The sequence below is a fragment of the Sphingobium sp. RS1 genome (assembly GCF_056156825.1).
This window is the reverse complement of sequence record NZ_JBLZXE010000002.1, coordinates 2,589,285-2,613,463: the sequence shown is the minus strand read 5'-3', so window position 1 is coordinate 2,613,463 and position 24,179 is coordinate 2,589,285. Positions and strand designations below refer to the sequence as shown.

Annotated in this window: 30 protein-coding genes; 15 read left to right on the top strand and 15 right to left on the bottom strand. The window is 64.3% G+C overall.

Annotated elements, in window-relative coordinates:
• The first annotated feature begins 3 nt into the window (after positions 1-3).
• From ACNHGR_RS14455 to pheT, 4 genes are read left to right on the top strand one after another with little or no spacing between them, the layout of a single operon-like run.
• On the top strand, positions 4-621 hold the full coding sequence (locus tag ACNHGR_RS14455) for a LysE family translocator (RefSeq protein ID WP_475286980.1): 618 nt from the start codon (positions 4-6) through the stop codon (positions 619-621).
• Between the two features lie 54 nt (positions 622-675).
• Positions 676-1,002: a GIY-YIG nuclease family protein gene (locus ACNHGR_RS14450; protein ID WP_475286978.1), complete on the top strand. Its 327-nt coding sequence runs from the start codon at positions 676-678 to the stop codon at positions 1,000-1,002.
• A 57-nt stretch (positions 1,003-1,059) separates the two neighbouring features.
• Entirely contained in the window at positions 1,060-2,151 is a 1,092-nt protein-coding gene (pheS, locus tag ACNHGR_RS14445; protein ID WP_184268679.1) for a phenylalanine--tRNA ligase subunit alpha, read from the top strand.
• On the top strand, positions 2,148-4,565 hold the full coding sequence (pheT, locus tag ACNHGR_RS14440; protein WP_475286975.1) for a phenylalanine--tRNA ligase subunit beta: 2,418 nt from the start codon (positions 2,148-2,150) through the stop codon (positions 4,563-4,565). Before pheS ends, pheT begins: the two co-directional genes overlap by 4 nt.
• A gap of 139 nt (positions 4,566-4,704) precedes the next feature.
• Here the strand turns inward: pheT and ACNHGR_RS14435 are convergent, their stop codons facing one another.
• The 8 genes from ACNHGR_RS14435 to ACNHGR_RS14400 form a co-directional block, all read right to left on the bottom strand.
• The gene (locus tag ACNHGR_RS14435; RefSeq protein WP_475286973.1) at positions 4,705-4,944 is read right to left on the bottom strand and encodes a hypothetical protein; all 240 of its coding nucleotides are present in this window, start codon (positions 4,942-4,944) and stop codon (positions 4,705-4,707) included.
• Positions 4,945-4,972: 28 nt separating this feature from the next.
• Entirely contained in the window at positions 4,973-5,224 is a 252-nt protein-coding gene (locus tag ACNHGR_RS14430) for a hypothetical protein (RefSeq protein ID WP_184268673.1), read from the bottom strand.
• A 33-nt stretch (positions 5,225-5,257) separates the two neighbouring features.
• The gene (locus ACNHGR_RS14425; RefSeq protein WP_475288436.1) at positions 5,258-5,569 is read right to left on the bottom strand and encodes a hypothetical protein; all 312 of its coding nucleotides are present in this window, start codon (positions 5,567-5,569) and stop codon (positions 5,258-5,260) included.
• Between the two features lie 26 nt (positions 5,570-5,595).
• Positions 5,596-5,886 carry a hypothetical protein gene (locus ACNHGR_RS14420; RefSeq protein ID WP_184268671.1) on the bottom strand — a complete coding sequence of 97 codons (291 nt, stop codon included), beginning with the start codon at positions 5,884-5,886 and terminating at the stop codon, positions 5,596-5,598.
• Between the two features lie 36 nt (positions 5,887-5,922).
• The gene (gene pspC, locus ACNHGR_RS14415; RefSeq protein WP_184268669.1) at positions 5,923-6,303 is read right to left on the bottom strand and encodes an envelope stress response membrane protein PspC; all 381 of its coding nucleotides are present in this window, start codon (positions 6,301-6,303) and stop codon (positions 5,923-5,925) included.
• Position 6,304: 1 nt separating this feature from the next.
• Positions 6,305-6,574 (bottom strand): envelope stress response membrane protein PspB, encoded by a 270-nt coding sequence (gene pspB, locus ACNHGR_RS14410; protein ID WP_298399924.1) that lies wholly within the window; start codon positions 6,572-6,574, stop codon positions 6,305-6,307.
• A gap of 4 nt (positions 6,575-6,578) precedes the next feature.
• Positions 6,579-7,247, bottom strand: coding sequence for a phage shock protein PspA (gene pspA, locus ACNHGR_RS14405; protein WP_475286971.1), 669 nt, complete (start codon positions 7,245-7,247; stop codon positions 6,579-6,581).
• Between the two features lie 86 nt (positions 7,248-7,333).
• Positions 7,334-7,507, bottom strand: a complete 174-nt coding sequence (locus ACNHGR_RS14400; protein WP_184268663.1) for a hypothetical protein — start codon at positions 7,505-7,507, stop codon at positions 7,334-7,336.
• A 182-nt stretch (positions 7,508-7,689) separates the two neighbouring features.
• On the opposite strand from ACNHGR_RS14400, the gene pspF reads away from it, so the two are divergent.
• Positions 7,690-8,721: a phage shock protein operon transcriptional activator gene (gene pspF / locus ACNHGR_RS14395; RefSeq protein WP_184268661.1), complete on the top strand. Its 1,032-nt coding sequence runs from the start codon at positions 7,690-7,692 to the stop codon at positions 8,719-8,721.
• A gap of 33 nt (positions 8,722-8,754) precedes the next feature.
• Here pspF and ACNHGR_RS14390 read toward each other — a convergent pair whose 3' ends face one another.
• Positions 8,755-9,633, bottom strand: coding sequence for a 3-hydroxybutyryl-CoA dehydrogenase (locus ACNHGR_RS14390; protein ID WP_475286968.1), 879 nt, complete (start codon positions 9,631-9,633; stop codon positions 8,755-8,757).
• Positions 9,634-9,806: 173 nt separating this feature from the next.
• Between ACNHGR_RS14390 and ACNHGR_RS14385 the strand changes: the two genes are divergently transcribed.
• The 8 genes from ACNHGR_RS14385 to ACNHGR_RS14350 all read left to right on the top strand — a co-directional run bounded on the left by ACNHGR_RS14385 (position 9,807) and on the right by ACNHGR_RS14350 (position 16,997).
• The gene (locus tag ACNHGR_RS14385; RefSeq protein WP_475286966.1) at positions 9,807-10,277 is read left to right on the top strand and encodes a YbgC/FadM family acyl-CoA thioesterase; all 471 of its coding nucleotides are present in this window, start codon (positions 9,807-9,809) and stop codon (positions 10,275-10,277) included.
• Positions 10,274-10,978 carry a protein TolQ gene (tolQ, locus tag ACNHGR_RS14380; protein WP_184268655.1) on the top strand — a complete coding sequence of 235 codons (705 nt, stop codon included), beginning with the start codon at positions 10,274-10,276 and terminating at the stop codon, positions 10,976-10,978. The genes ACNHGR_RS14385 and tolQ overlap by 4 nt, the downstream gene beginning before the upstream one ends.
• Positions 10,978-11,451, top strand: coding sequence for a protein TolR (gene tolR / locus ACNHGR_RS14375; protein ID WP_184268653.1), 474 nt, complete (start codon positions 10,978-10,980; stop codon positions 11,449-11,451). Before tolQ ends, tolR begins: the two co-directional genes overlap by 1 nt.
• 18 nt (positions 11,452-11,469) lie before the next feature.
• Positions 11,470-12,483, top strand: a complete 1,014-nt coding sequence (locus ACNHGR_RS14370; RefSeq protein ID WP_475286964.1) for a cell envelope biogenesis protein TolA — start codon at positions 11,470-11,472, stop codon at positions 12,481-12,483.
• Complete coding sequence (gene tolB, locus ACNHGR_RS14365) at positions 12,480-13,814, top strand: Tol-Pal system beta propeller repeat protein TolB (protein ID WP_475286962.1); 1,335 nt, start codon at positions 12,480-12,482, stop codon at positions 13,812-13,814. The genes ACNHGR_RS14370 and tolB overlap by 4 nt, the downstream gene beginning before the upstream one ends.
• A gap of 118 nt (positions 13,815-13,932) precedes the next feature.
• On the top strand, positions 13,933-14,448 hold the full coding sequence (gene pal / locus ACNHGR_RS14360) for a peptidoglycan-associated lipoprotein Pal (RefSeq protein ID WP_475286961.1): 516 nt from the start codon (positions 13,933-13,935) through the stop codon (positions 14,446-14,448).
• 234 nt (positions 14,449-14,682) lie between these two features.
• A complete protein-coding gene (locus tag ACNHGR_RS14355; protein WP_475286959.1) occupies positions 14,683-15,873 on the top strand; it encodes an SGNH/GDSL hydrolase family protein in 1,191 nt (396 codons plus the stop codon).
• Positions 15,874-15,947: 74 nt separating this feature from the next.
• On the top strand, positions 15,948-16,997 hold the full coding sequence (locus ACNHGR_RS14350) for a LacI family DNA-binding transcriptional regulator (protein ID WP_475286957.1): 1,050 nt from the start codon (positions 15,948-15,950) through the stop codon (positions 16,995-16,997).
• 15 nt (positions 16,998-17,012) lie between these two features.
• Here the strand turns inward: ACNHGR_RS14350 and rhaT are convergent, their stop codons facing one another.
• From rhaT to rhmD, 6 genes are all read right to left on the bottom strand, one after another.
• Entirely contained in the window at positions 17,013-18,077 is a 1,065-nt protein-coding gene (gene rhaT, locus ACNHGR_RS14345) for an L-rhamnose/proton symporter RhaT (RefSeq protein WP_184272239.1), read from the bottom strand.
• Positions 18,078-18,118: 41 nt separating this feature from the next.
• On the bottom strand, positions 18,119-18,436 hold the full coding sequence (locus tag ACNHGR_RS14340; protein ID WP_475286955.1) for an L-rhamnose mutarotase: 318 nt from the start codon (positions 18,434-18,436) through the stop codon (positions 18,119-18,121).
• Positions 18,433-19,335 carry an amidohydrolase family protein gene (locus ACNHGR_RS14335; protein ID WP_475288435.1) on the bottom strand — a complete coding sequence of 301 codons (903 nt, stop codon included), beginning with the start codon at positions 19,333-19,335 and terminating at the stop codon, positions 18,433-18,435. The genes ACNHGR_RS14340 and ACNHGR_RS14335 overlap by 4 nt, the downstream gene beginning before the upstream one ends.
• A gap of 206 nt (positions 19,336-19,541) precedes the next feature.
• Positions 19,542-20,291, bottom strand: coding sequence for an SDR family oxidoreductase (locus ACNHGR_RS14330; RefSeq protein WP_184268638.1), 750 nt, complete (start codon positions 20,289-20,291; stop codon positions 19,542-19,544).
• Entirely contained in the window at positions 20,288-21,145 is an 858-nt protein-coding gene (locus ACNHGR_RS14325; RefSeq protein ID WP_475286952.1) for a 2,4-didehydro-3-deoxy-L-rhamnonate hydrolase, read from the bottom strand. The genes ACNHGR_RS14330 and ACNHGR_RS14325 overlap by 4 nt, the downstream gene beginning before the upstream one ends.
• 21 nt (positions 21,146-21,166) lie before the next feature.
• Entirely contained in the window at positions 21,167-22,360 is a 1,194-nt protein-coding gene (rhmD, locus tag ACNHGR_RS14320) for an L-rhamnonate dehydratase (RefSeq protein ID WP_475286951.1), read from the bottom strand.
• Positions 22,361-22,542: 182 nt separating this feature from the next.
• On the opposite strand from rhmD, the gene ACNHGR_RS14315 reads away from it, so the two are divergent.
• Positions 22,543-23,391, top strand: coding sequence for an IclR family transcriptional regulator (locus tag ACNHGR_RS14315; protein ID WP_475286949.1), 849 nt, complete (start codon positions 22,543-22,545; stop codon positions 23,389-23,391).
• A gap of 22 nt (positions 23,392-23,413) precedes the next feature.
• Entirely contained in the window at positions 23,414-24,178 is a 765-nt protein-coding gene (locus ACNHGR_RS14310) for an SDR family NAD(P)-dependent oxidoreductase (protein WP_475286947.1), read from the top strand.
• The last annotated feature ends 1 nt before the right edge of the window (position 24,179 follow it).

Below are 24,179 nucleotides of genomic sequence, written 5' to 3'. Positions count from 1 at the left end.
CCCATGTCGCTGCATCTCTGGTGGTTGTACGTTACGGCAGTTTTCCTGATTTCGGCCACGCCCGGCCCCAACATGCTGCATGTGATGACGCAGAGCATCGCCCATGGCCCCCGCAAGGCGACCGCCACGATGGCGGGGTTGATGAGCGCGGTACTGCTCTGCCTGATCGCGTCGGCCCTGGGTCTTGGCGCGTTGCTGAAGGCCTCGCCACGCCTGTTCGACGTGCTGCGCTACGCCGGGGTTGCCTATCTGGTCTGGCTGGGAATCAAGGCCTGGCGCGCGCCCGTCGGCGGCGACGACGCCCACGCGACGAAGGCACGGTCGGTCCGGGCGCTCTACACCACCGGCCTGCTGACCGGACTCGCCAATCCCAAGCTGATCATCTTCGCCGCCGCACTGTTCCCGCAGTTCATCGATCTGGAGCGGCCCTTCTGGTTGCAGCTTGCGATCCTGATCGCCAGCTTCGTGGTGATCGAAAGCTTCTGGTATGGCGTCTATGCACTGGGCGGCGCGCGGCTGGCGCGCTGGCTGGCACCCGCCAACCGGCAGAAACTGTTCAATCGCGGTACGGGCCTGATGTTCATCGGCTTTGGTGGCGCTTTGCTGGGCGCGCGGGCGTAACATCTCCATCTTCGTCATTCCCGCGAAAGCGGGGGCCCATCACCGGAAGATGGGATGATGCGCGAGATCAGCCCAACCGTCTACATACTCGCGAGCCGGAAGAACGGCACACTGTATACAGGCGTCACCGCCGACCTCATAAAGCGCCTCTATGAGCATCGAAACGGCTTGATCGAAGGCTTCACGAAAGACTACGGCGTGAAGCGCCTGGTCTGGTTCGAACCGCATGACAGCATGGACAGCGCCATCCTGCGGGAAAAGCGGAACAAGAAATGGAACAGGCAGTGGAAGATTGAGCTGATCGAAGCCGGCAACCCTAACTGGGATGATCTGGCGCTGGGCTTTGGCTTTGAGCCTTTGTCCTCTTTACGTAGCGAATGACCGGCAGGTCAGGAGATGGGTTCCCGCTTTCGCGGGAATGACGAAGGTTTGGGAAGAATGACCGAAATTAGCGCATTGAAAGCCGGCCTGATCGCCGACATCGCCGCCGCCGACACGCTCGATGCGCTCGATGCGTTGCGGGTGGGCGCGCTGGGCAAGAGCGGGGTCGTGACCGGCCTGCTGAAGACGCTGGGCGGCATGTCGCCCGAAGAGCGGATGGAAAAAGGTCCGCCGATCCAGGATCTGCGCGAGAGCGTGACGGCTGCGCTGGCAGACAGGAAGGCGGCGCTGGAGCAGGCGGCGCTCGACGCCAAGCTGGCTTCGGAGAAGGTCGACATGACCCTGCCCGCTGACATCGGTGCGCAGGGATCAATCCATGCCGTATCTCAGGTGATGGACGAACTGGCCGAAATCTTCGCCGACCTTGGCTTCTCGGTCGCCACCGGGCCGGAGATCGAGGACGATTGGCATAATTTCACCGCGCTCAATATCCCGGAGACGCACCCGGCGCGCGCGATGCACGACACCTTCTACTTCCCGGATGAGGAAGGGCAGAAGAAGATGCTGCTGCGCACCCATACGTCGCCGGTGCAGATCCGCACGATGATGACGCAGGAGCCGCCGATCCGCATCATCGCGCCCGGTCGCGTCTATCGCAGCGATTCCGATGCGACCCACACGCCGATGTTCCATCAGATTGAGGGGCTGGTGATCGACAAGGGCATCACGCTGGGCCATTTGAAGTGGACGCTGGAAACCTTCCTCAAGGCCTTCTTTGAGCGTGAGGATATCGTGCTGCGCCTGCGGCCGAGCTATTTCCCCTTTACCGAGCCTTCGGTCGAGGTCGACGTCGGCTACACCCTGACCAACGGCCAGCGGGTGATCGGCGGCGACGGCGATGCGCAGGGCGGCGGCTGGCTGGAAGTGCTGGGCAGCGGCATGGTCAACAGGCGGGTGATCGAGGCCTGCGGGCTTGATCCCGACGAATGGCAGGGCTTTGCCTTCGGCACCGGCGTCGATCGCCTCGCCATGCTGAAATATGGCATGAACGACCTGCGCGCCTTCTTCGACGGCGATCTGCGCTGGCTGAAACATTATGGATTTTCGGCGCTCGATGTGCCCACGCTGAGCGGAGGAGTCGGCGCATGAAGTTCACCCTGAGCTGGCTCAAGACGCATCTCAATACCGATGCGGACCTGACGACGATCCTCAAGACGCTGAACGCCATCGGGCTGGAAGTCGAGGGCGTCGAGAACCCGGCCGAAAAGCTGGGCGCGTTCAAGATCGCCAGGGTGCTGACGGCCGAGCGTCATCCGCAGGCGGACAAGTTGCAAGTGCTGAGCGTCGACCATGGCGACGGTAATCCGCTGCAGGTCGTGTGCGGGGCGCCCAATGCGCGCGCCGGCCTGATCGGCGTGTTCGGGGTCGAGGGCGCGGTGGTGCCGGTCAACGGCATGGTGCTGAAGAAGACCGCGATCCGGGGCGTCGAATCCAACGGCATGATGTGTTCAACGCGCGAACTGGAACTGGGCGACGATCATGACGGCATCATCGAACTGGCGGCCGATGCGCCTGTCGGGCAGGTCTATGCCGACTGGGCGGGGCTGAACGATCCGGTCATCGACGTCAGCATCACGCCCAACCGGCAGGACTGCATGGGCGTGCGCGGCATTGCGCGCGATCTGGCGGCGGCGGGCCTCGGCACGCTGAACGCCATCATCGTGCCGACGATCGAGGGCGTGGGGCCGGGGCCGGATGTGCGCACGGACGACATGGACGGCTGCCCCGCCTTCTTCGCACGCACCGTGCGCGGCGTGACCAATGGCGCGTCGCCCGAATGGATGAGCAAGCGATTGAAGGCGATCGGCCAGAAGCCGATCAGCACTTTGGTCGATATCACCAATTATATCATGATCGACCTTGGCCGGCCGCTGCATGTCTATGACATGGCGACACTGAAGGGCGGCCTTGTAGCGCGCAAGGGCAAGGCCGGCGAGCAGGTGCTGGCGTTGAATGGCAAGACCTACACCGTCGATGAGAGCATGACCGTCATCGCCGACGATGAAGCGGTGCATGATATCGGCGGCATCATGGGCGGCGAACATTCGGGCGCGCAGGACGGCACGACCGATGTCCTGATCGAATGCGCCTATTTCACGCCGGAACGGATCGCTGTGACGGGGCAGAAGCTGACCCTGACCTCCGACGCGCGCGGTCGATTCGAGCGCGGGGTCGACCCGGCGTTTCTGGACGATGGCCTGTCGATCGCGACCGATCTGGTGGTGAAGCTGTGCGGCGGCACCGCGAGCGAGGCGACCCGCGCGGGCGTCGCGCCCGCCACGCCCAAGACCGTCAGCTACAGCCCCGACCAGTGCCTGTCGCTGGCGGGGGTGGACGTACCGACCGACGAGCAGCAGCGCATCCTCGAAAGCCTGGGCTTTGGTGTCAGCGTATCGGGTGGCGGCGTCGAATATCAGGACGGCATGCCCGTCAGCGTGCCGGCCAGCTGGATCATCACGGTGCCGACCTGGCGCCGGGACGTCGATGGCTGGCCCGACATTGTCGAGGAAGTGGTGCGGATCGTGGGTCTGGACCATGTGCCCTCTACCCCGCTGCCGCGCGTGCCGGGCGTCGCCCGCCCGACCGCCACGCCCGAGCAGTTGGTCGAGCGCCGGGTGCGCCGCACGGCGGCTGCGCGGGGCCTCGCCGAAGCGATCAACTGGTCCTTCCTGTCCGAAAAGGAAGCCGCCGCCGTGGGCGGAGGCGACTGGACGCTGGCCAATCCGATTTCCGAGGATCTGAAGGTCATGCGACCTTCGCTGCTGCCCGGCCTGCTGTCGGCGACGAAGCGCAATGTCGATCGCAGTGCGAGCAGCATCCGCCTGTTCGAACTCGGCCGTCGTTATTTCAAGCAGGGCGAGCGGGCGACCGTGGGCTTTGTGCTGGCCGGCGAGAAGACCACGCGCGGCTGGCAGAGCGGCAAGGCGCAGGCGTTCGATGCGTTCGACGCCAAAGCCGAGGTGATCGCGCTGCTGGCCGCGGCCGGTGCGCCGGTGGGCAATCTCCAGAATTTCGGGGAGGCTTCGGCCGCCTATCATCCGGGGCAGTCGGGCACTTTGCGGCTGGGGCCGAAGGTGGTGCTGGCCGAATATGGCGTGCTGCACCCGTCGCTGGCCAAGCAGTTCGGCCTGTCGGGCACCTTGGTTGCGGGTGAAATTTTCCTCGACGCCATTCCGGGAAAGCGCAAGAGCGGCTTCATGCGCGCGCCCTACGCGCCGCCGGCGTTGCAGGCCGTGAAGCGCGACTTCGCCTTCCTTGTGCCGGAAACGGTCGAGGCCGATGCGCTGGTGCGTGGCGTGAAAGGTGCGGACAAGAAGAGCATCGTTGATGTGCGCCTGTTCGACGTCTTTGTCGGGCCGGGCGTGGAAGAGGGTATGAAGTCGCTCGCGGTCGAAGTGACGTTGCAGCCGGGCGAGAAGAGTTTCGGCCAGGAAGAGCTGGAGGCGATCAGCGCCGCCGTGGTCAAGGCCGCGCAGAAGCTGGGTGGTAGCCTGCGGGGCTGAACGCCCTTTTCAGAGTTATAAAAAGGGGCGCGGTGAACGATCATCGCGCCCCTTTTGCATGTGCCGCTTTCAGACAAGAACGGGACTTCGACAAGCTCGCCTGAGCGAAGTCGAAGGGCCGAACCGGTGTGGGTACTGCTTACAGATCCACCCCGGCTGCGATCGCTTCCAGCTTGCGGATGCGTTCCTTGAGGTCGGCGACCTCGATCCGGGCGGCAGCAGTGGGCGGGCCGCTGTCCTCGCCGTGGCCGTAGCGGATCAGTTCGGCGCGCTTAAGGTCCAGCCAGCCGTTCCAGCCACGCAGACCTGCAAGGGTCAGGATGGTGAGGCCGACCAGGCTGGCCCCGGCCAGAGTCATGTAAAGATAGGGGTCTTGCATATAAGCCTCCCTGTCCAATGGACCGCTATCAGTCGCGGTCCCGGAGTTTTTCGAATTCCCGCTCCAGCGCGGTAGAGCCATCCGTTGCGAGCCGTTCCAGCACGGCGACGCGGTCCTTGAGAGCCTTCACTTCGGCGCGGAGCCTTTCCGTTTCCGGATCGGGACCGCGCTGGATCAGCGCTTCGCCCTTGCCGTGGCGCACGACGCCATATTTGGCGCGGACGACGCTGGCGATGGCGGTGATCGCGACGATGGCGACGACCATTTCAAACGGGCCCATTTTGATCACTCCCTGAAATATAGTGTCGCGCGGTCAGTTGGCGGGGCCGCGCAATTGTTCGATTTCGCGGTTCAGCTGGTGGCTGCTGTCGGTAACGATGCGTTCGACCACGATCAGGCGATCCTTCATCGATCCGATCTCCGCACGAAGCTGGGCATTTTCCTGGCTCAGCAGCTTGATGCGTTCGACCATTTCCTCATTCTTCTGCGGATAGACGGCCTTGCCCCAGCTATTTTCCAGCGGATAGCCATGTTTGATGCGCAGCCAGGTGGTGAAGATCCAGCCGGCGACCGCCAGCGATCCGACGATGACGGCGACAGGCGCGAAAGCTTCGAATGGAAACATCATGGTCTACTCCCTTGCCCGGTCGGTCAGCGCAGCGCGTCGATGTCGCGCGCGGTGCGGGTGGCGGGATCGGTGGCGATCCTCTCCAGCACGGCGATGCGTTCTTCGAGGCGGCTGATGCGGCCAACCAGCTTTTCGTTTTCGCTTGATAAAAGGTCGATTTTTCGACCGGCGTCGGGTTCCGTTCGATGAACGGTGCCGCTCCACTCATTTTCCACCGGATAGCCATGGCGGGCTCGGACCCAGGTGGTGAACATCCAGCCCAGCGTCGACATGGCGATGATGGCGAGGACGAAAGCGGGACCAGCGAAGTTCATGACTGTCTCTCCCTGTTATATGCCCCGGCCGGCGGTTCAGCGCAGGCTGTCAATCTCGTCGGCGAGGCGGGTGTTGCGGCTGGTATAGTAGATTTCGATGTCGGCGAGGCGGCGGTCGATGTCGCGAAACTTGGACCGGACGTCGCGAGTGGAGCGGGTCGGGTTGGTGCGCACGCCCTGCCAGAATTTCTGGTCGTCGCGATCCGCATAGAGGCCCGTCGGCTTGTTATCGGCGAAGTAGACGGCGGCGAAATAGGCGACCAGCGTCCAGGGGAAGGCGCCCATCAGGGTGATGAGCACCGCGCCGACCCGGACCCAGACCACGTCGATCCCGGTATAGTCGGCGATGCCGGCGCAGACACCCATCCATTTGCCATTGGCCTTGTCGAGATAAAATTTGGTGCGGCGGGCGGTCATGTCAGTTCCTCCGGTCGAAGCTGTAGTCGTCCGGCTCCTGGGCCGGGCGCTGCGGACGGAAATCGGGGTTGTCGGCGGCGACGATCCGTTCGACCGTCTGGAGCCGTTCTTCGAGGCGGCGGGCGAGAAGGTGGAGTTCGTCCAGCAGCTTCTCATCCTCGTCGGTGATCTTGGGCGCCTGCTTCCACTTGGTGACATAGTGGAAGATCAGCCAGGGCATGCCGATGAACAGCATGCCGCAGACCATGATGGGCAGAAAGACGTCTTCCATGGGATCACGCTCCCTTGTTCATCGAGGCCTTGAGCGCGGCGAGATCGGCATCGACCTTGTCGGCCGACTTGAGTTCCGCAATCTCTTCTTCCAGTGTCTTGGGCTGACCGCCCAGCGTCACGGCGTCGGCGCGGCCTTCCGCCAGATCGACGCGGCGTTCCAGCATGTCGAAGCGGGCAAAGGCGTCGTTGACCTTCTCACCGGCATAGGCTTCGCGGACGCGCAGGCGATTTTCGGCGCTCTGCATGCGGGTGACCAGGCTGTTCTGGCGGGTGCGGGCTTCGCGCAGCTTGCCTTGCAGCTTGGCGATATCCTCTTCCGAGGCGCGCAGCGCGTCGTCCAGCGTCTCGATCTCATGATTGAGATGGTCGGCCATGTCGGCCGCCTTCTGGCGTTCGACCAGCGCGGCCTTGGCGAGGTCTTCGCGATCCTTCGAGAGCGCAAGCTGCGCCTTTTCGGTCCAGCTGTCCTGCAACGCGGTCAGCTTGGCGATGTGGCGGCGCATTTCCTTCTGATCGGCGATGGTGCGCGCAGCCGAGGCGCGGACTTCCACCAGTGTTTCCTCCATTTCGAGGATGATCATACGGATCATCTTCGCGGGGTCTTCCGCCTTGTCGAGCAGGTCGGTCACATTGGCGGCGATGATGTCGCGGGTGCGGGAGAAAATACCCATTTTAACGTCACTCCTGGTCGTATCTCGTTATCGGGTGCCGGGGCGGGCGAGAGGGGGCAGTCCCGCCCCGGCCGTCTGTGCGATCCTTACGCCAGATAGCGCAGGGTCGCGGGGGTTTCGTGCGTCGCGAGGACCGGGGTTTCGCTGGCGCGGGCCGGGCCGACCGCCGAAAGGATCATGGTCGATCCGAACAGGACGGCGGCAATGGCGACCGACATCAGCTGACCGATTTCGCGAACGCTGTTGCTCTGGTTGGTCATGGTCATACTCCCTGAATCTTGGCCTTCATAGGTTCCGCGATTGGTTGCGGATTGTCCCCAGCATTGCAGAGGCCATGCCAATTTCAGGAAATGGCGGTTTTCCTTAATTTTTTGGCCGCGCGGCAAGGCCATACCAATATGCCACTTGCCAAGGAGTAGGAAATTTCACCATAAGTTGGCACATGGAGAAAAATACGCAGTTTGTCGGTCAAAGCTTCGCCTTTCTCGACGCGGTCGAGCAAGCGGGGCGCGCGGCCGAACTCAACCGGCCGGTGCTGGTGATCGGCGAACGCGGCACCGGCAAGGAACTGATTGCCGAACGCCTGCACCATCTGTCGCCGCGCTGGGGCGAGCCGCTGATCACGATGAACTGCGCCGCGCTGCCCGAGACGCTGATCGAGGCGGAATTGTTCGGCCATGAACAGGGTGCCTTCACCGGCGCGACCAAGGCGCGGCCGGGCCGGTTCGAGGATGCCGATGGCGGGACGCTGTTCCTGGACGAACTGGGGACGCTGTCGATGGCGGCACAGGAGCGGCTGCTGCGCGTGATCGAATATGGCGAGGTGACGCGGATCGGCGCATCGCGGCCGATGACGGTGGATGTGCGGATCGTCGCGGCAACCAATGAGGATCTGCCCGCTGCCGCCGAGGCCGGGCGGTTTCGTCCCGACCTGCTCGACCGGCTGAGTTTCGAGGTCATCACCCTGCCGCCGCTGCGCGCGCGCGAGGGCGACATCACGGTGTTGGCCGACCATTTCGGGCGGCGCATGGCCGCCGAGCGGGACTGGCCGCAATGGCCGGGCTTTACCGCAGCCTGCGCGGCGGAACTGGAAGGCTATGGCTGGCCGGGCAATGTGCGCGAACTGCGCAATGTGGTGGAGCGGGCGGTCTATCGCTGGGACGAACCGGGACGGCCGATCAGCCGCATCACCTTCGACCCGTTCGCGTCGCCGTGGAAGCCCAAGCCGATGATGCCGCGAGTGAGCGCAGCGCCTGTAGGGGATGCCCCTGCCCCGGTTGCCGCCGCCGCGCCGGCCATCGCATTCGAGGATATCAGCGATCTGCGCGCGGCGGTGGACGGGCATGAGGCGGCGATCATCCGCGCGGCACTGGATCGCTATCGTTATAATCAGCGGGCGACGGCCAAGGGATTAGGGCTGACCTATGACCAGTTGCGCCACTGCATGAAGAAGCATGGCCTGAGCGCGGGTTGAGCGCGAGCTTACACGCCCGCGCCCATGGATGGCTCAGCGGGTCGGAACGGGTTCCGCGCCGCTATAGTCGTAAAAGCCCCTGCCGGTCTTGCGGCCGTACCAGCCGGCCTCGACATATTTCACCAGCAGCGGCGCCGGGCGATATTTAGGGTCGCCGGTGGTGGTCAGGAAGACGTTGAGGATTTCGAGCGCAGTGTCGAGGCCGACGAAATCGAGCAGGGTCAGCGGTCCCATCGGGTGATTAAGGCCCAGCTTGCAGCCCTGGTCGATGTCGGTGACGCTGCCCACGCCTTCGCCCAGCACGAACACGGCTTCATTGAGCATAGGCAGCAGGATGCGATTCACCACGAAGCCCGGCGCGTCGAAGGCATGGACGGTGGTCTTGCCGATCTTCGCGGCGAAGCCTTCGACCGCCGCGACCGTTTCCGGCGTGGTGGCGAGGCCGCGAATGACCTCCACCAGCACCATCACCGGTACGGGGTTGAAGAAATGGACGCCCACGAAGCGGCCGGCATCGGGCGCGGCCTGGGCCAGCCGGGTGATAGGGATGGAGGAGGTGTTGGTGGCGAGGATCGCGTCGGGGGCAAGGATCTTGCCGACATTATTGAAGATTGCGCGCTTCACCTCTTCCCGTTCGGTCGCGGCCTCAATCACCAGTTGGGCACCGGCCAGCGGGGCGATATCGCCCGCCGGGGTGATGCGGGCGAGCGCGGCATCGGCATCGGCCTGGCTGATCTTTTCCTTTTCCACCGCCTTGGCCAGCAGCTTGGCGATACCCGCCAGCCCTTTCTCCGCGCGGGGCAGTTCGATGTCCGACAGAATGACGTCATAGCCCGCCTGTGCCGCGACCTGGGCGATACCCGCCCCCATCTGACCCGCGCCGATCACGCCCACCGTCCGAATATCCGTCATGCCTGTCTCTCCATTCTGAGTGGCATAGCCTTAGCTACACTGCGGCATCGGGGCCACTCTCCATTGCAGCAGGTGCCTTACGGGCGATGGAACGTGCCGTCATGACGGATGGATTGGGCGGGGCGGGCATTTCCGGCTTTGCGCGACGCAGCGGCCATGGTTAAAAGCCCGGCATGTCTGTTTCCCAAATGATGCCCGTGCCGGCCACCGGATGCTTCATTGCCGCCGCGCATCATTTCCCCGTGCGCGTCTATTTCGAGGATACCGACCTTTCCGGCCTCGTCTACCATGCCAATTATCTACGCTATATGGAACGCGCCCGATCCGACATGCTGCGCGTGGCCGGCATCGACCAGCGCGCCCATCATGAAAGCGGCGCGGGCGTCTATGCCGTCACCGACCTTCAGATCAGATATCGCCGCCCGGCAAGGCTGGACGACGACCTGATGGTGGTCAGCAAGGTCGCCGCCGTGGGCGCCGCGACCTGCGCCATTCATCAGTCAGTCAGGTGCGGCGCGGAAGAGTTGACCAACGCCAGCATTTCCGTCGCCTGGCTGACGCCGCAGGGCCGCCCGCAGCGCCAGCCCAAGGCCTGGACCGACATTTTCACTCGCCTGCTCCAAGGGGAAGACCTTCACCCATGACGCTCAACCTGCCTGCCGGCGCCATTACCGACGCCGCGACCATTTCCCCGCTTGCCCTATTCCTTCAGGCCGATATCGTCGTCAAAGGCGTGATGCTGGGCCTGTTGCTGGCCAGCATCTGGACCTGGGCGATCATCTTGTCCTTCAGCTTCAGCCTGCGCAAGGCGAGCAAGGAAAGCCGCAAGTTCGAGGCCGATTTCTGGAAGGCGGAGGATATCGACCGTTTCTATGAATCGCGCGGCAAGGCGGAATTTCCGGCGGCCAAGGTGATGGCAGCGGGTGTCACCGAATGGCGCCGGTCGACCGCGCAGAAGGTCGTCGACCGCGACGGCACGCGCGACCGGCTGTCGACATCCATGTCGAGCACGATCGCGGCCGAGGTAGACCGGCTGTCCGACCGGCTGAACATATTGGCGACAGTGGCATCGGCCGCGCCCTTCATCGGTCTGTTCGGAACTGTGTGGGGCATCATGCGCGCCTTCACCAGCATCGCCGCCGAGCAGAACAGCAGCCTTGCGGTCGTGGCGCCGGGCATCGCCGAGGCATTGTTCGCCACCGCCATCGGCCTGTTCGCGGCGATCCCGGCACTGATCGCCTACAACCGGTTCAGCCATGGCATCAACCGGCTGGAAGCGGTGCTCTCGCGCTTTGCCGACAGCTTCTATGCCACACTGAGCCGTGAACTCGAGGCGCAACGGTAATGGCGATGTCCGGTCCTCCTTCCGCGCGGCGCGGACGCGGGCGCGCGCCCATGGCGGACATCAACGTGACGCCGCTGGTCGACGTCATGCTGGTGCTGCTCATCATCTTCATGGTGACCGCGCCGTTGCTGGTGACCGGCGTGCCGGTGAACCTGCCGGAAACGCGGGCCAAGGGGCTGGACGCAGACGCCAAGCCCACGATCGTGTCGATCGACCGCGACGGCGGCTTGTTCATCAACGACGACCAGATCAGCGACGCCGACCTGCCCGATCGTCTGGCCGAGATCGCATCGGCCCATGCCGGCCAGCCCGAGCCGCCGCAAATCTTCCTGCGCGCCGACACGGCGCTGGACTATGGCCGGGTGATGCGGGTCATGGGTGAACTGAACCGCGCCGGCCTGAACAAGGTATCGCTAGTCAGCACCGATGCTGGTGCGGACAGCGCCAGTTCGGACAGCGGCGGTTCAGAATAGGGGCCATAGGTCAAAGATATGGAGCGTACGGAAAAGATCGGCCTTGGCGTCGCGACGGCAGGACATGTCCTGCTGTTCGGGCTGCTGTCTGCCGGTTTCCTGTCCACCCCCAACCCGTTGAAGCTGAAGTCACCGCCGATGGACATCAGCCTGGTGGACGAGGTCGCGCTGCAATCGACCGCGCCGCAGCTTTCGACCCAGCCGCCGCCAGCCAGCGTGGCGCCGGAGCAGGGACCGACCGAAGACGCCAAGCCCGCCCCCGAGCCGGCCCCGGCGCCCGAACCCACGCCCGCGCCGCCGGAACCCAAGCCAGTGCCCAAGCCCCTTCCGAAGCCGACCCCGCCCAAGGAGGTCGCGAAGGAAGTACCCAAGCCGCAGCCCAAGCCTGCGCCAACCAAGAAGGAAGTGGCCAAGGCGCCGGCCAAGCCCAAGCCTGCGCCGGAGAAGCCCGCGCCCAAGGCGAAGCCTACCCCGGAAAAGCCGGCGGCCAAGGCGAAACCCGCGCCTGAAAAGCCCAAGGCCGCTGCCGCCGCGCCGTCCAAGGCGAAGAGCGATGCCAAGGGCAAGAGCGACGCGCCGGCCAAGGCGTCGGGCGCCGGCAAGGCGGACAAACCCAAGGGATCGTTGCTGGGCAAGGACTTCCTGAAGGGCATCGACACCAAGGACGATGCGCCGCGCAAGCCCGCGCCCCCGCCGGCCGCCGCTATGGGTCCAGCGCAGAAATCGGCTCTGGACGCCGAACTGCGTCGCCAGTTGAAGCCGCACTGGCGCCCGCCTTCAGGCGCGGATGCCGACCAGTTGGTCACGCTACTGGAAGTGCGGCTGGACAAGAGTGGCGCAGTCATCGGCACGCCCGAGGTCATCGACCAGCAGGGCGTGACCGCCAGCAACCGGCCGCAGGCGAAGCTGCACGCGGAGCGCGCGATTCAGGCGGTGAAGCTGGCATCGCCCTTCCGCAACATGCCGCCCGAATATTATGACCAATGGAAATGGCTCCGGCCACTCCGCTTTGACGCGAGGCTGAACCGATGAAGACCACCATTTTGCGCCGCCTGGCTCTTGCGACCGCCGCGCTGGCCGCTGCTTTGTCTGCGCCGGCCATGGCGCAGCTGTCGGTTGATGTGACCGGCGAAATCGACAGCAACCTGAAGGTCGCCGTGCCACCGATGCCCGCGCAGCAGGATGTCGCCACGCCGGCCGGTACGGCCAGCGAACTGGGCCGCAAGATCGCCGAAGTGATCGCGTCGGACCTCAAGGGCTCGGGCCTGTTCGATCCTTCGGGTCCGGGCGGCCTGCCCAATGTGCCCTTCCCCGAAGTCACCTTCCCGGTGTTCGACAAATGGGGTGCCTATCAGGCGCTAGTGCAGGGCTTCGTGCGCACCACCGGGGGCGAGGCGGACATTACCGTGGGCTGCTATCTTTATGACGTGGCGCTGAAGCAGGAACTGACGCGGCAGGGCTATGTGGTGAGCCCACGCGACTGGCGCCGGGCCGCGCATAAGTGCGCCGACGCCATCTATGCCCGCCTGTCGGGCGAAAGCCCCTTCTTCGACAGCCGCATCGCTTACATCGCCGAGAGCGGGCCGAAGGGGAACCGGGTCAAGCGACTGGCCATCATGGATAGCGACGGCGCCAACCATCGCTTCATCACCAATGGTCAGTCGATGGCGCTGACGCCGCGCTTCTCACCCGATTACAAGTCGATCGTCTATGTCAGCTATCTGGGCAGCCGGGTGCGCATCTATGTCTATGACATCGGCGCCGGGCAGCAGAAGCTGGTGACCGAAAGCAGCAATGCCACCTTCGCGCCGCGCTGGTCGCCCGATGGCCGCAATATCCTCTTTTCCATGGCGGTGGCCGGCAATACCGACATCTACCGCGTTTCGGCCAATGGCGGCTCGCCGGTGCGGCTGACCAATTCGCCGGGCATCGATGTCGGCGGCAGCTACTCCCCCGACGGCAGCCAGATCGTGTTCGAAAGCGACCGGTCGGGCGGGCAGCAAATCTATGTCATGAATGCGGACGGGTCGAACCAGCGGCGCATCAGCCATGGTGGCGGCCGCTATGCGACGCCCGAATGGAGCCCGCGCGGCGACCTGATCGCCTTCACCAAGCTGTCGGGTGACTTCAAGGTCGCGGTCATGACGCCGAGTGGCGATAATGAGCGCATTCTGACAAACGGCTGGCAGGACGAGCAGCCGACCTGGTCACCCAATGGCCGCGTGCTGCAATTCTTCCGCACGACGCCGGGCAAGCAGGGCAGCAGCCAGGTGTGGCAGGTCGACCTGACCGGGGTGAACGAGCGCCGGATTCCGACGCCGCTCAGCGGCTCCGACCCGGCATGGGGACCGTTGCTGCCGTAAGGCTGGGTTCAGGCTGGCTTCCCTAGGCGGGAACCTAATCGTCTTGACAGCGTAACGACCTTCACGAAGCATGCGCTCTGTTTTCGCGGGTGGGCATGAGGAATAAAAGGAGACCCCGATGAAATTGTCCCGGACACTGGTCATGGCTACGGCGATCATTGCCCTTGCCGCCTGTTCGAAGAAGCCCCCGGCCGAACTGCCCCCCGCCCCCGGCGGTACCGGCGGCACGACCGTACCGAGCGGCCCGGTTGGCACCAGCGGCCCGGTCAAGGGCAGCCAGGAGGACTTCCTGGCATCGGTGGCGTCGGACCGCATCTTCTTTGGCCTGGACCAATTTGATGTCGATGCCGAGGATCAGGCGACCTTGCAGAGCCAGGCCGCCTGGCTGCGCCAGAATCCGTCGGTGCGCGTCACGATCGAAGGCCATGCCGACGAACGCGGCACCCGCGACTATAATATCGCGCTGGGCGAACGCCGTGCCAATGCGGCCAAGAACTATCTCGCCTCGCTGGGTATCGATCCGGGCCGTCTGACCACCGTCAGCTATGGCAAGGAACGACCGGCAGCACTGGGGTCGGACGAAGCCAGCTGGGCGCAGAACCGCCGCGCGGTGACCGTCACCATCCAATATTGATCGCCTGATCGAGACACAGCAAAAAGCCCGCCGGTCCCCGCGACCGGCGGGCTTTTTGCCGGGCGGATGGGAAGCAGAGGCAGATGATGCAGCGCTTAACTTCGCACTTTTCCCGCAGATTTTGAAATTTCCGAACGATTGTTGGACATTATCCTGCGCCCGCATAGGAAGGGCGCAAGGCTTATAACATGCCGCCAGCTCTATAGGACAGGCGGCAGAAGGACGGAGACGGATATGCGGCAAACCCTGACATGGCCGGCGATGATGCTGCTGGTGCTGGCGAGCGGCCCGGCGCTGGCGGATGGCTGGTCGCGCAGTTGGATGGCGGCGCCGCAACGGTCCAGTACGCCGGCGGAACAGCGCCCCGACCTGAATGACCGCACCGTGCGACAGGTGGTGCGGATCAGCAGCGGTGGCCAGCGCATCCGCCTGCGCCTGTCCAACGAAATGGCGATGCAGGCGCTGACCCTCGGCGCGGTGCATGTCGCGCTGGCCGGGGACGATGGGGCGATCCTGCCCGGAACCGATCAGTTGGTGACGTTCAATGGCGTACAGGGGGCGACCCTGCCGGCGCGCGCGCCGCTGCTGAGCGATCCGGTGGCGCTGAAGGTCGCGCCGCTGACCCGGCTGGCCGTCAGCATCCATTTGCCGCTGGGGGCGCCGGATGCGACAGTGCACAGCTATGCGGCGGCAACCGGCTGGACCGCGCCCGGCGACCAGACCGGCGCCACCAGCCTGACCGACGCCGTGACGATCGGACCGCGCCTGATCCTGAGCGCGGTGGAGGTGGAGAATCGCCGCGCCGCCACTACCGTCGTGACGCTGGGCGATTCCATCACCGACGGGGTGCGCGCCACGCCCGACAGCAACCGGCGCTGGCCCGATTTGCTGGCGGAGCGATTGCAGAAGGCGGGGCGGACGTCGGTGGGGGTCGCCAATGCCGGCATCAGCGCCAACCGGCTGCTGAGCGAGGGCGAGGGCTGTAATGCCCTTGCCCGGTTCGACAGCGACGTGCTGGCCGTGCCGGGCGTGACCCATGTGCTGATATTGGAAGGGGTGAACGATATCGGCGCCGCCTTTGCCCAGAACCGGCCGATCCCGACGCAGGAGGACCTGATCGGCGCCTATCGCCAGATGATCGCCCGCGCCCATGATCGCGAGGTGAAGGTGATCGTGGCGACCATCCTGCCCTATAAGGGTGCCGGCTATTGGAGCGAACAGGGTGAGGCGGTCAGGGTCGCGGTCAACGACTGGATTCGAAGCACGAGGGAAACGGACGGCTTTGTCGATCTGGCCAGGGCGGTCGCCGATCCGGCCGATCCGGCGCGCATGGCCAAAGCCTATGATGTGGGTGATGCGCTGCACCCCAATGATGCGGGCTTCCGCGTCATGGCCGATGCGGTCGATTTGAGCTTGCTGCGATGATCGCGATCCCGGACCGGGGCAGTTCCGCCAATCGGGCGATTTTCCACCGCCGGAAAAGCGGCTAGACAGGCGCGATGCAGAAAAGCGACCCCAGGAAGAAGCCGCCCACGATCAAGGAGGTCGCCGCCCATGCCGGCGTGTCGATCATGACCGCGTCACGCGCGGTTAATGGCAAGGCGCTGGTCAGTGCCAAGGCGAAGCGGGCGGTGGACCAGGCGGTCAAGGCGCTGGGCTATGTCCCCAATGCATCGGCACGGGCGCTGGCAGGCAGCGCCGACCGGCGCGTCGCGCTGCTTCACAGCCATAGTACGACATCGGCCTATCTGGGCGAATTGCTGCTGGGGGCGATGAGCGAGGCGCCGCAGCGCCATCTGCATCTGGTGGTCGAACAATGCGCGCCCGGCGCCTTTGCCGAGGAAATTGTCGAGCAGGTCGCCCATGCCCATGTCGCCGGGGTGATGCTGCCGCCGCCGCTGTGCGACTGGGCGGAACTGGTGGACGGGCTGCGCGCGCGCGACATCGCCATCGTCGCCATCGCCACCGACCAGGACGGGCCCGACATGCTGAGCGTCAGCACAGACGACCGTCACGCCGCCTTCGACCTGACCCGGCATCTGATCGAACTGGGGCACAAGCGCATCGGCTTCATCGAGGGCAATCCGCGCCACAGGTCGAGCGCGCGGCGGTTGCAGGGATTCAGGGATGCGCTGGTGCATCATGGGCTGGACCATGACGAGACACTGATCGTGCCGGGCGACTTCAGCTATCGATCCGGACTGGATGCGGCCGAGCGGCTGATGACGCTGGAGGAACGGCCGACCGCCATCTTCGCCTGCAACGACGACATGGCGGCGGCAGCGATCACCGTCGCGCATCAGCGCAAGATCAACGTGCCGGCCGAAATCAGCATCTGCGGCTTTGACGATACGCCGCTGGCGAGCGCGATCTGGCCGGCGCTGACCACCATCCGCCAGCCGATCCGCGACATGAGCCGTGAGGCGATCGGCCTGCTGGCGATGCGGTTCCGTAGTCAGGATGAGGGGGCGGATGGCATCATCGGCAAGGTGAAGCTGGATTATCAGCTGATCCGCCGCCAATCCGACGCGGTGCCGGCCCGGCATTAATGCCGGGCTCAGCGGTCAGGGGGCGAGGCGATTGCCATAGCCGATGATGATGGTGGCGAAGACCAGCAGGCCAACCCCGGTCCACACCATGCGGCGCACGGCAGGCGCGGCGTCCTTCCACTCGCGGAAGGCGAAGCCCCAGAGCGTGCCGAAGATGATGATCGAGGCCATGTGCAGCGTCCAGCTGGAGAAGCCGAAGCGGCCCATCTGGCTTTCGCCCATCGTGTAGAAGAAGAACTGGAAATACCAGGCCGTGCCGGCGAGCGCGCAGAGCAGGAAATTGGGCAGCAAGGCGGGCCGCTGGCCCGAGGCATCGGCCGCACCGGCCCATTGACCGGCCGATTTGTTGCGAACGATCAGCCAGCCGCACCAGAGCGCATTGGTGACAAGACCGCCGAACATGACGAGGCAGAGGGTCGGCAGGCCGGTCCAGAGCGGGCCGGTGCCGGCGGCGGCGGACAGCGCCTTGACTGGTTCCCCCGCCGCCAGGCCGAAGGCGAAGCAGCTGGACATGATGCCGGAGAAGATGGCGACGGCGATGCCCTTCTTAAAATCGAATTCGGCAACGGCGGCGGCCTTCTGGTCGGCCGATAGCGCTTCATCCTTGCGTGCGCCGGCCCGCGCGACGACGATGATGCCGAGCAGCGTGACGGCAAGGCCCAGCAGGACGATCTGCCCGTGCAGGGTGCCGGCGATTTCCGTCATGAAGCTGCCGTCGAAAATGGGCGGGATGAGCGTGCCGAAGACGGTACACAGGCCCAGCACCACCGCCATGCCCAGCGACAGGCCGAGATAGCGCATGGTCAGGCCATAGGTCAGGCCGCCAAAGCCCCACAGGAAGCCGAAGAAGATGCACCAGCCCATGACGGAGGATGGCACCCGCGCCATGACGCCCATCAGGTCGCTGGTCTGGATAGCGGCGAAGAACCAGGGCGCGATCACCCAGGAAAACAGGCCGCCGGTCAGCCAGAAAATCTCCCAGTTCCAGCGTTTGACGCCGCGATAGGGGACATAGAAGCTGGCCGAGGCGAAGCCGCCGAGCCAGTGGAAGAGAACGCCGAGCAACGGGTTGGCACCCATCATATCCTCCTAATGGATCGCAGCACGATCCTTTATTGCTGTCATTGCAGGTGAAAGACGGTTTCGAGCGGGATGCTGACCGGAGAACCATCGGCATAGACATGCATGAGCGGCGCCATGGCCGCCCACCAGCGCTGCATGACGTCAAGGGTGGGCAGCGCGTCCATGCCATGATCCGTATCCCGCCACAGCGTCGCGAACAGCGCGTCGGTCTGCGGATCGTGATGGATGGAATAGTCGCGAATGCCCGCCTGCCGCAGCGCATCGACAAGGTCGGGCCAGATTTCGTCATGACGCCGCCGATATTCGTGCAGATGGCCGGGCTTGAGCTGCATGCGGAAGGCGATCTTTTCCATCATAGCGTCAGGCCCAGACGGTAAAGGCGATTGGCGTTGCCGGCGAAAAGCGCACGGCGATCGGCCTCCGGGAAATCCGCGACGATGGCGTGATAGGCCTCCATATAGCGGTCGATCGGGCCGAACAGCTTGTCGGTGGGGGTGTCGCTGGCGAAGGCGCAGCGGTCTATGCCGAACAGGTCGATCGCCTCCAGAACCAGCGGCGCGATGCTCTCGCGTGTCCAGTTGTTGCGGATGAAGCCCATGCCAGACAGCTTGACCGCGACATGGGGCAAGGCAGCGAGCGCCTTCATGCCCCGGCGCCAGTCATCCAGGCCATCGGGATCGGTCAGCACCGGCATGCCCATATGGTTGATGATGACCGGGATGTCGGGGTGGCGGGCGATCAGTGCGGCAAGGCCGGGCATCTGGCCCGGATAGCATTGCAGGTCGAAGGACAGGCCATGCTTCGCCAGCAGCGCATAGCCGGCCTGCCATTGCGGATCGACGGTGAGGTCAGCGGGCGTGTAAGTGCGCTTTGAGTCAGCATGCCAGTTGACGATATGGCGGATGCCCTTGACGCGAGGATGCGCCGCCTGTGCGGTGAGGAGGGCGTCGACGTCCGGATCGTTCAGCGCGGCGAAGGCGACCAGGCCGGTGGGCAGCCCCTCCACGGCGGCGAGGCCGTCAAGCCATTGGGTTTCGCGCAGCGCGCTGTCTGCGGTGGCGCCGGCATCGACATGGACGGCGCCCACGACATGCCAGCGGGCAAGATCGGCGCGATAGTGGGCGACGCCATAATCATGGGCGATCGCCTCCACACTGCCGTTCGGCCCGTCATCGGAGAAAGGCGGGCTGAGCCAGTCATAGCGGATATGCTTGAGATCCCACAGATGGATGTGGGCATCGACAAAGGGGATCATCGACCTCTCCGGTGAAAGGCGCTGAGGGCGCGACTTTATGTTATTGGCCGGAGCGACGCCCGCCATGCCCATGGCGCAGGCAGAACCGAGCAGTCCGGTCAGCAGCGCGCGGCGATCATGGATAGGCGTCAAAGACATCGCTCTCCGGGGTGAAAAATGCGGCGCTCCGGCTCTTTCCGACCGGTCGCGCCGCGCAACTTTTGCCTTTAAAAGGTCGTGCGGCCGCCCGACGTGTCGAAGGTCGACGCCGTGGTGAAGCTGCATTCTTCGCTCGCCATGAAGCAGACCATCGCGGTCGATTCCTCGACCAGGCCAAGGCGGCCCATCGGGATTTTCGAGCGCATATAGTCGACCTGGCTTTGCGGCAGCTGGGCCAGGATCGGACTTTCAAAGGTCGCGGGGGTCAGCGCGTTGGCGATGACGCCCTTGCCCGCCAGTTCCTTGCCCAAGCTCTTGGTAAAGCCGATCACGCCCGCCTTGCTCGCCGAATAGGCGCTGGCATTGGGATTGCCTTCCTTGCCCGCGACCGAGGCGAGGTTGACGATCCGGCCATAGCCATTTTCGAGCAGGAACGGCGCGACTTCCCGGTTGCAGTAGAAAAGCCCTTTAAGGTTGATGTCGATCACCTGCTGGAAGCTGTCCACCGGATAGTCCCACACGGTTGCGGTCGCGCCGGTGATGCCGGCCGAGCAGATGAGGATATCGACCTTGCCCAGCACGGCGGCTGTTTCCTTCGCGGCGGCGGCGACGGCGGCATAGTCGCTGACGTCGAGCGCGACGACATGCGTGGCGCCGACCTCTTGCCGGGTGGCGGCGAGCGCTTCGGGATTGAGATCCCAAAGCGCGACTTGCCCGCCTTCCGCGACGATGCGCGCGGCCACCTGCTTGCCGAGGCCCGACGCGCCGCCGGTGATGATGGCGTTACGGCCCGCGAAACGGCCGGCATAGACGCTCATCCCAGCACCGCGTCGCCAAGGTGACGCCATTCAGACACGTTCTGCGTCTGGACGCCCAGCTTTTCGATGCCCAGTTCCATGACGTCGCCGGCCTTGAGGTAGATGGCTTGCGGCTTCTTGCCCTCACCCACGCCCGGCGGGGTGCCGGTAATCATCAGGTCGCCCGGATAGAGGGTGATATATTCGCTGACATAGGAAATCAGCTGGGCGACGTTGAAGATCATCGTCTTCGTGTTGCCGGTCTGCATCCGTGTCCCATTGATGTTGAGATACATGTCGAGATTCTGCGGATCGCCCACTTCATCGGGCGTCACCAGCCAGGGGCCGACCGGGCAGAAAGTGTCGTGGCCCTTGCCCTTGCTCCACTGGGTACCGCGCTGCTTCTGGTTGAAGCGTTCGGACACGTCGTTGACGAGGGTGTAGCCCGCGACCTTGGACAGCGCCTCTTCTTCGGACACGAAGCGGCAGGTTTCGCCGATGACGACGCCCAGTTCGACTTCCCAGTCGCCATGAGTCGAACCCTTTGGCAGCATCACTTCGTCGTTCGGGCCGTTCAGCGAGGACAGCGCCTTCATGAACATCATCGGTTCGGTCGGGATCGGCAGGTTCGATTCGATCGCATGATCCTCATAATTGAGGCCGATGGCGACGATCTTGCCGATGCCCTTGACCGGCACGCCGTAGCGCGGGTCGCCTTCCACAACGGGGAGCGAGGCGATGTCGGCGGCTTTGGCAGCAGCGAGGCTTTCGATGGTCAGGTCGGACACGACGGCAGACAGGTCGCGGATATTGCCTTCGGCATCGATGACGCCGGGCTTTTCCTGGCCACGCTGGCCGAAACGAACGAATTTCATGGGGTCAGTCTCTCTGTCAGGTCAGTGGGTATAGGGGCGGTGCATTTTGATGTCGGGGTTGAGGTCGACGCCGAAGCCCGGCTTGTCGAGCGCGGTCACCTTGAGCCGGCCATTTTCCGGTACTGGTTCGCCCAGCAATTGCGGATGGAACATCGGCACCACCTCCGTCGGCCCCGGATGCATCATCAGGAACTCGGCGAAGGGCGAATTGTGGCGGGTGATGACGAAATGATAGGAGTAGACCGACGAGCCATGCGGCACGACCATCTTGCCATGGGCATCGGCCAGCGCGCTGATCTTCAAAAGTTCGGTCACGCCGCCGCACCAGCCGACATCAGGCTGGATGATGTCGCAGCAGTCCATTTCCATCAGCATGCGAAAGCCCCAGCGGGTCGCTTCATGTTCGCCGGTGGTGACCAGCATGCCCTTGGGCACGTTGCGCTTGAGCTGTTGATAACCCCAATAATCGTCGGGGCTGATCGCTTCCTCGATCCATTTGAGGCCAAGGTCGTGGGCCGCGATGGCAAGGCGGGTGGCATAGTCGACGTCCAGCGCCATCCAGCAGTCCCACATCAGCCAGAAATCTTCGCCGACCTTCGACCGCATGTCGGCCAGTTCGGCGATGTTCTTCTTCAAACCCTCGACGCCCTCGGCCGGGCCGTGGTGCAGCGCCATCTTGCCGCCGATAAAGCCGAATTCCTTGGCCTTGTCCGGGCGCGCGCCGGTGGCGTAGAACTGCAATTCGTCGCGCACCGCGCCGCCCAGCAGATGATAGACCGGTTCCTGTCGCAGCTTGCCCAGCAAGTCCCAGAGCGCCAGATCGACACCGGAAATGGCGTTGATGACCAGCCCCTTGCGCCCATAATATTGGGTCGAGAAGTACATCTGGTCCCAGATCTTTTCATAATCCGTGGGCGCGCGGCCTTCGAGGAAGCGGGCGAGATGCTTTTCCACGATATAGGCGGCCGGCTCGCCGCCGGTCGTCACCGCGAAGCCGACCGTGCCGTCTTCCGCCTCGATCTCCACGACCAGCGTGCCGAGTACGTTGATGCCGAAGCTTTGGCGCGACTGGCGATATTCGGGATATTTCGACATCGGCGTGGCGATATGGTCGTCGATCCAGTGGCCTTCGCCCTGGTCATGATAATCGGCACCGCCGCCGCGCACGGTAAAAGCGCGGACATGCTTGATCTTGGGCAACGTTACGATCGGCACGCAAGAACACTCCCTGGACCTGACCGTCGTTCAACATGTGGGAACGGACGGCAAAAACTTTCAATATATGATCGCCGCACCATGATACGGGATCGAAGCGAAGGTCAGGCGAAGCGGAAAGAATCAGATCGACCCCTCCTTCACCCTTGTTTTTCTCATTTTGTGGGATAGAGTGTTATTAGATGAGACAGAAAACGTCAAATCCAGAATTGGACACCCCCGAAAATTTGGGGCGAGAGGACAAGGCGACCGCGAAAAGCGGGGGATCGCAGACCCTGCATCGCGGGCTGGACCTGCTCGATCAGGTGATCGACGGGCCGATCAAGCTGGCCGACCTGTCCGAACGCATGGGCCTGACCCGATCGACCACGCACCGGCTGGCCAACGCCATGGTGGAGCGCGGTTTCCTGACATTCCTGCCGCGCGAGGGGTATCAGTTGGGGCCAAAGCTGTTGCATCTGGGCTTTCTGGCGCAGGCGCAGGCCGACGTGGTGCAGATCGCGCGGCCGCATCTGGAGATACTCGCCGCGGCCAGCGAAGATACGGTGCATCTTGGTCGGCTGGATGGCGATCAGGCGCTGTATCTCGACAAGATTCCCGGCCGCCGCCGCGTGGATATTTCAAGCCGGATCGGCGACCGCCATCCGCTGACCTCCACTGGCCTTGGCAAGGCGCTGATGCTGGACGAGAGCGAGGCCGGCTGGCAGCGCGCATTCGACAGCGAGCGGGACGCGGGCATCCATTCGGCCGACTATGGCCTCTGGCTGGACCGGATGAAGGATTATGCCGCCCAAGGCCGGTCCTTCGACCTGGAAGAGAATGAGGATCAGATTCGCTGCGTCGCCGCGCCGATCCGCGATGCATCCGGCGCGATCGTCGCCGCGATCAGCCTGTCGAGCGCCGCGCAATATATGGACGATGAGCGGATGCAGGCGCTGAGCATGCAGGTGCGCGATACTGCGCACCGGATCAGCGCCGATCTGGGCTGGACACCCGGCGTCAAACCACCCCGCCGCCCCGTGCGGCGCTAATATCCCAAGGAAGAGCGATCCCATGAAGCTGCTTGAAGGCAAGACCGTCCTCGTCACCGGCGCATCGACCGGCATTGGCCGTGCCGCCGCGATCGGCGCGGCGCAGCATGGGGCCGATGTCGCGATCAACTATGCCCATAGCGACGACCCTGCCCGTAGCTGCGTGGCGGCGATCGAGGCGCTGGGCCAGCGCGCCATCGCGGTGAAGGGCGACGTCGCCGATCCGCAGACCGCGCAGGACTTCGTCGCGAAGGCCGTGGACGCTTTCGGCAAGGTTGACGTCATGGTGAGCAATGCGGGCATCTGCCCTTTCCACGCCTTTCTGGACATGCCGGTCGATGTGGTGGAGCGGACCTTCAGGGTGAACCTGCACGGTGCCTACTTCATGGTACAGGCCGCCGCGCAGCAGATGGTGAAACAGGGGCATGGCGGATCGATCGTCGCCGTTTCCTCCATCTCCGCGCTGGTGGGGGGCGAATATCAGACTCATTATACCCCGACCAAGGCGGGCGTGCATTCGCTGATGCAGTCCACCGCGATTGCGCTGGGTAAATATGGCATACGCTGCAACAGTGTGCTGCCGGGCACCATCCTGACCGAGATCAACAAGGATGATCTGGCCGATGTCGAGAAGCGCGAATATATGGAGGCGCGCACGCCGCTCGGTCGCCTGGGCCAGCCGGAAGATCTGGCCGGGCCGATCGTCTTCCTGGCGTCCGACATGGCGGCTTATGTCACCGGCGCGGCGCTACTGGTCGATGGCGGCATGTATGTGAACCTGCAATAAG

Excerpts from the sequence above, each read along its gene's own strand:
- pspA (WP_475286971.1), bottom strand. The coding sequence starts at position 7,247 with ATGGGTATTTTCTCCCGCACCCGCGACATCATCGCCGCCAATGTGACC.
- ACNHGR_RS14450 (WP_475286978.1), top strand. The coding sequence starts at position 676 with ATGATGCGCGAGATCAGCCCAACCGTCTACATACTCGCGAGCCGGAAG.
- tolR (WP_184268653.1), top strand. The coding sequence starts at position 10,978 with ATGGCGATGTCCGGTCCTCCTTCCGCGCGGCGCGGACGCGGGCGCGCG.
- tolQ (WP_184268655.1), top strand. The coding sequence starts at position 10,274 with ATGACGCTCAACCTGCCTGCCGGCGCCATTACCGACGCCGCGACCATT.
- ACNHGR_RS14310 (WP_475286947.1), top strand. The coding sequence starts at position 23,414 with ATGAAGCTGCTTGAAGGCAAGACCGTCCTCGTCACCGGCGCATCGACC.
- ACNHGR_RS14330 (WP_184268638.1), bottom strand. The coding sequence starts at position 20,291 with ATGAGCGTCTATGCCGGCCGTTTCGCGGGCCGTAACGCCATCATCACC.
- pheS (WP_184268679.1), top strand. The coding sequence starts at position 1,060 with ATGACCGAAATTAGCGCATTGAAAGCCGGCCTGATCGCCGACATCGCC.
- rhaT (WP_184272239.1), bottom strand. The coding sequence starts at position 18,077 with ATGGGTGCCAACCCGTTGCTCGGCGTTCTCTTCCACTGGCTCGGCGGC.
- ACNHGR_RS14430 (WP_184268673.1), bottom strand. The coding sequence starts at position 5,224 with ATGGGCCCGTTTGAAATGGTCGTCGCCATCGTCGCGATCACCGCCATC.
- pspF (WP_184268661.1), top strand. The coding sequence starts at position 7,690 with ATGGAGAAAAATACGCAGTTTGTCGGTCAAAGCTTCGCCTTTCTCGAC.
- ACNHGR_RS14390 (WP_475286968.1), bottom strand. The coding sequence starts at position 9,633 with ATGACGGATATTCGGACGGTGGGCGTGATCGGCGCGGGTCAGATGGGG.
- ACNHGR_RS14400 (WP_184268663.1), bottom strand. The coding sequence starts at position 7,507 with ATGACCAACCAGAGCAACAGCGTTCGCGAAATCGGTCAGCTGATGTCG.
- ACNHGR_RS14385 (WP_475286966.1), top strand. The coding sequence starts at position 9,807 with ATGTCTGTTTCCCAAATGATGCCCGTGCCGGCCACCGGATGCTTCATT.
- ACNHGR_RS14350 (WP_475286957.1), top strand. The coding sequence starts at position 15,948 with ATGCAGAAAAGCGACCCCAGGAAGAAGCCGCCCACGATCAAGGAGGTC.
- ACNHGR_RS14315 (WP_475286949.1), top strand. The coding sequence starts at position 22,543 with ATGAGACAGAAAACGTCAAATCCAGAATTGGACACCCCCGAAAATTTG.
- pheT (WP_475286975.1), top strand. The coding sequence starts at position 2,148 with ATGAAGTTCACCCTGAGCTGGCTCAAGACGCATCTCAATACCGATGCG.
- ACNHGR_RS14370 (WP_475286964.1), top strand. The coding sequence starts at position 11,470 with ATGGAGCGTACGGAAAAGATCGGCCTTGGCGTCGCGACGGCAGGACAT.
- ACNHGR_RS14340 (WP_475286955.1), bottom strand. The coding sequence starts at position 18,436 with ATGATGGAAAAGATCGCCTTCCGCATGCAGCTCAAGCCCGGCCATCTG.
- pal (WP_475286961.1), top strand. The coding sequence starts at position 13,933 with ATGAAATTGTCCCGGACACTGGTCATGGCTACGGCGATCATTGCCCTT.
- ACNHGR_RS14355 (WP_475286959.1), top strand. The coding sequence starts at position 14,683 with ATGCGGCAAACCCTGACATGGCCGGCGATGATGCTGCTGGTGCTGGCG.
- ACNHGR_RS14425 (WP_475288436.1), bottom strand. The coding sequence starts at position 5,569 with ATGTTTCCATTCGAAGCTTTCGCGCCTGTCGCCGTCATCGTCGGATCG.
- tolB (WP_475286962.1), top strand. The coding sequence starts at position 12,480 with ATGAAGACCACCATTTTGCGCCGCCTGGCTCTTGCGACCGCCGCGCTG.
- ACNHGR_RS14435 (WP_475286973.1), bottom strand. The coding sequence starts at position 4,944 with ATGCAAGACCCCTATCTTTACATGACTCTGGCCGGGGCCAGCCTGGTC.
- pspC (WP_184268669.1), bottom strand. The coding sequence starts at position 6,303 with ATGACCGCCCGCCGCACCAAATTTTATCTCGACAAGGCCAATGGCAAA.
- ACNHGR_RS14455 (WP_475286980.1), top strand. The coding sequence starts at position 4 with ATGTCGCTGCATCTCTGGTGGTTGTACGTTACGGCAGTTTTCCTGATT.
- ACNHGR_RS14420 (WP_184268671.1), bottom strand. The coding sequence starts at position 5,886 with ATGAACTTCGCTGGTCCCGCTTTCGTCCTCGCCATCATCGCCATGTCG.
- ACNHGR_RS14335 (WP_475288435.1), bottom strand. The coding sequence starts at position 19,335 with ATGATCCCCTTTGTCGATGCCCACATCCATCTGTGGGATCTCAAGCAT.
- ACNHGR_RS14325 (WP_475286952.1), bottom strand. The coding sequence starts at position 21,145 with ATGAAATTCGTTCGTTTCGGCCAGCGTGGCCAGGAAAAGCCCGGCGTC.
- pspB (WP_298399924.1), bottom strand. The coding sequence starts at position 6,574 with ATGGAAGACGTCTTTCTGCCCATCATGGTCTGCGGCATGCTGTTCATC.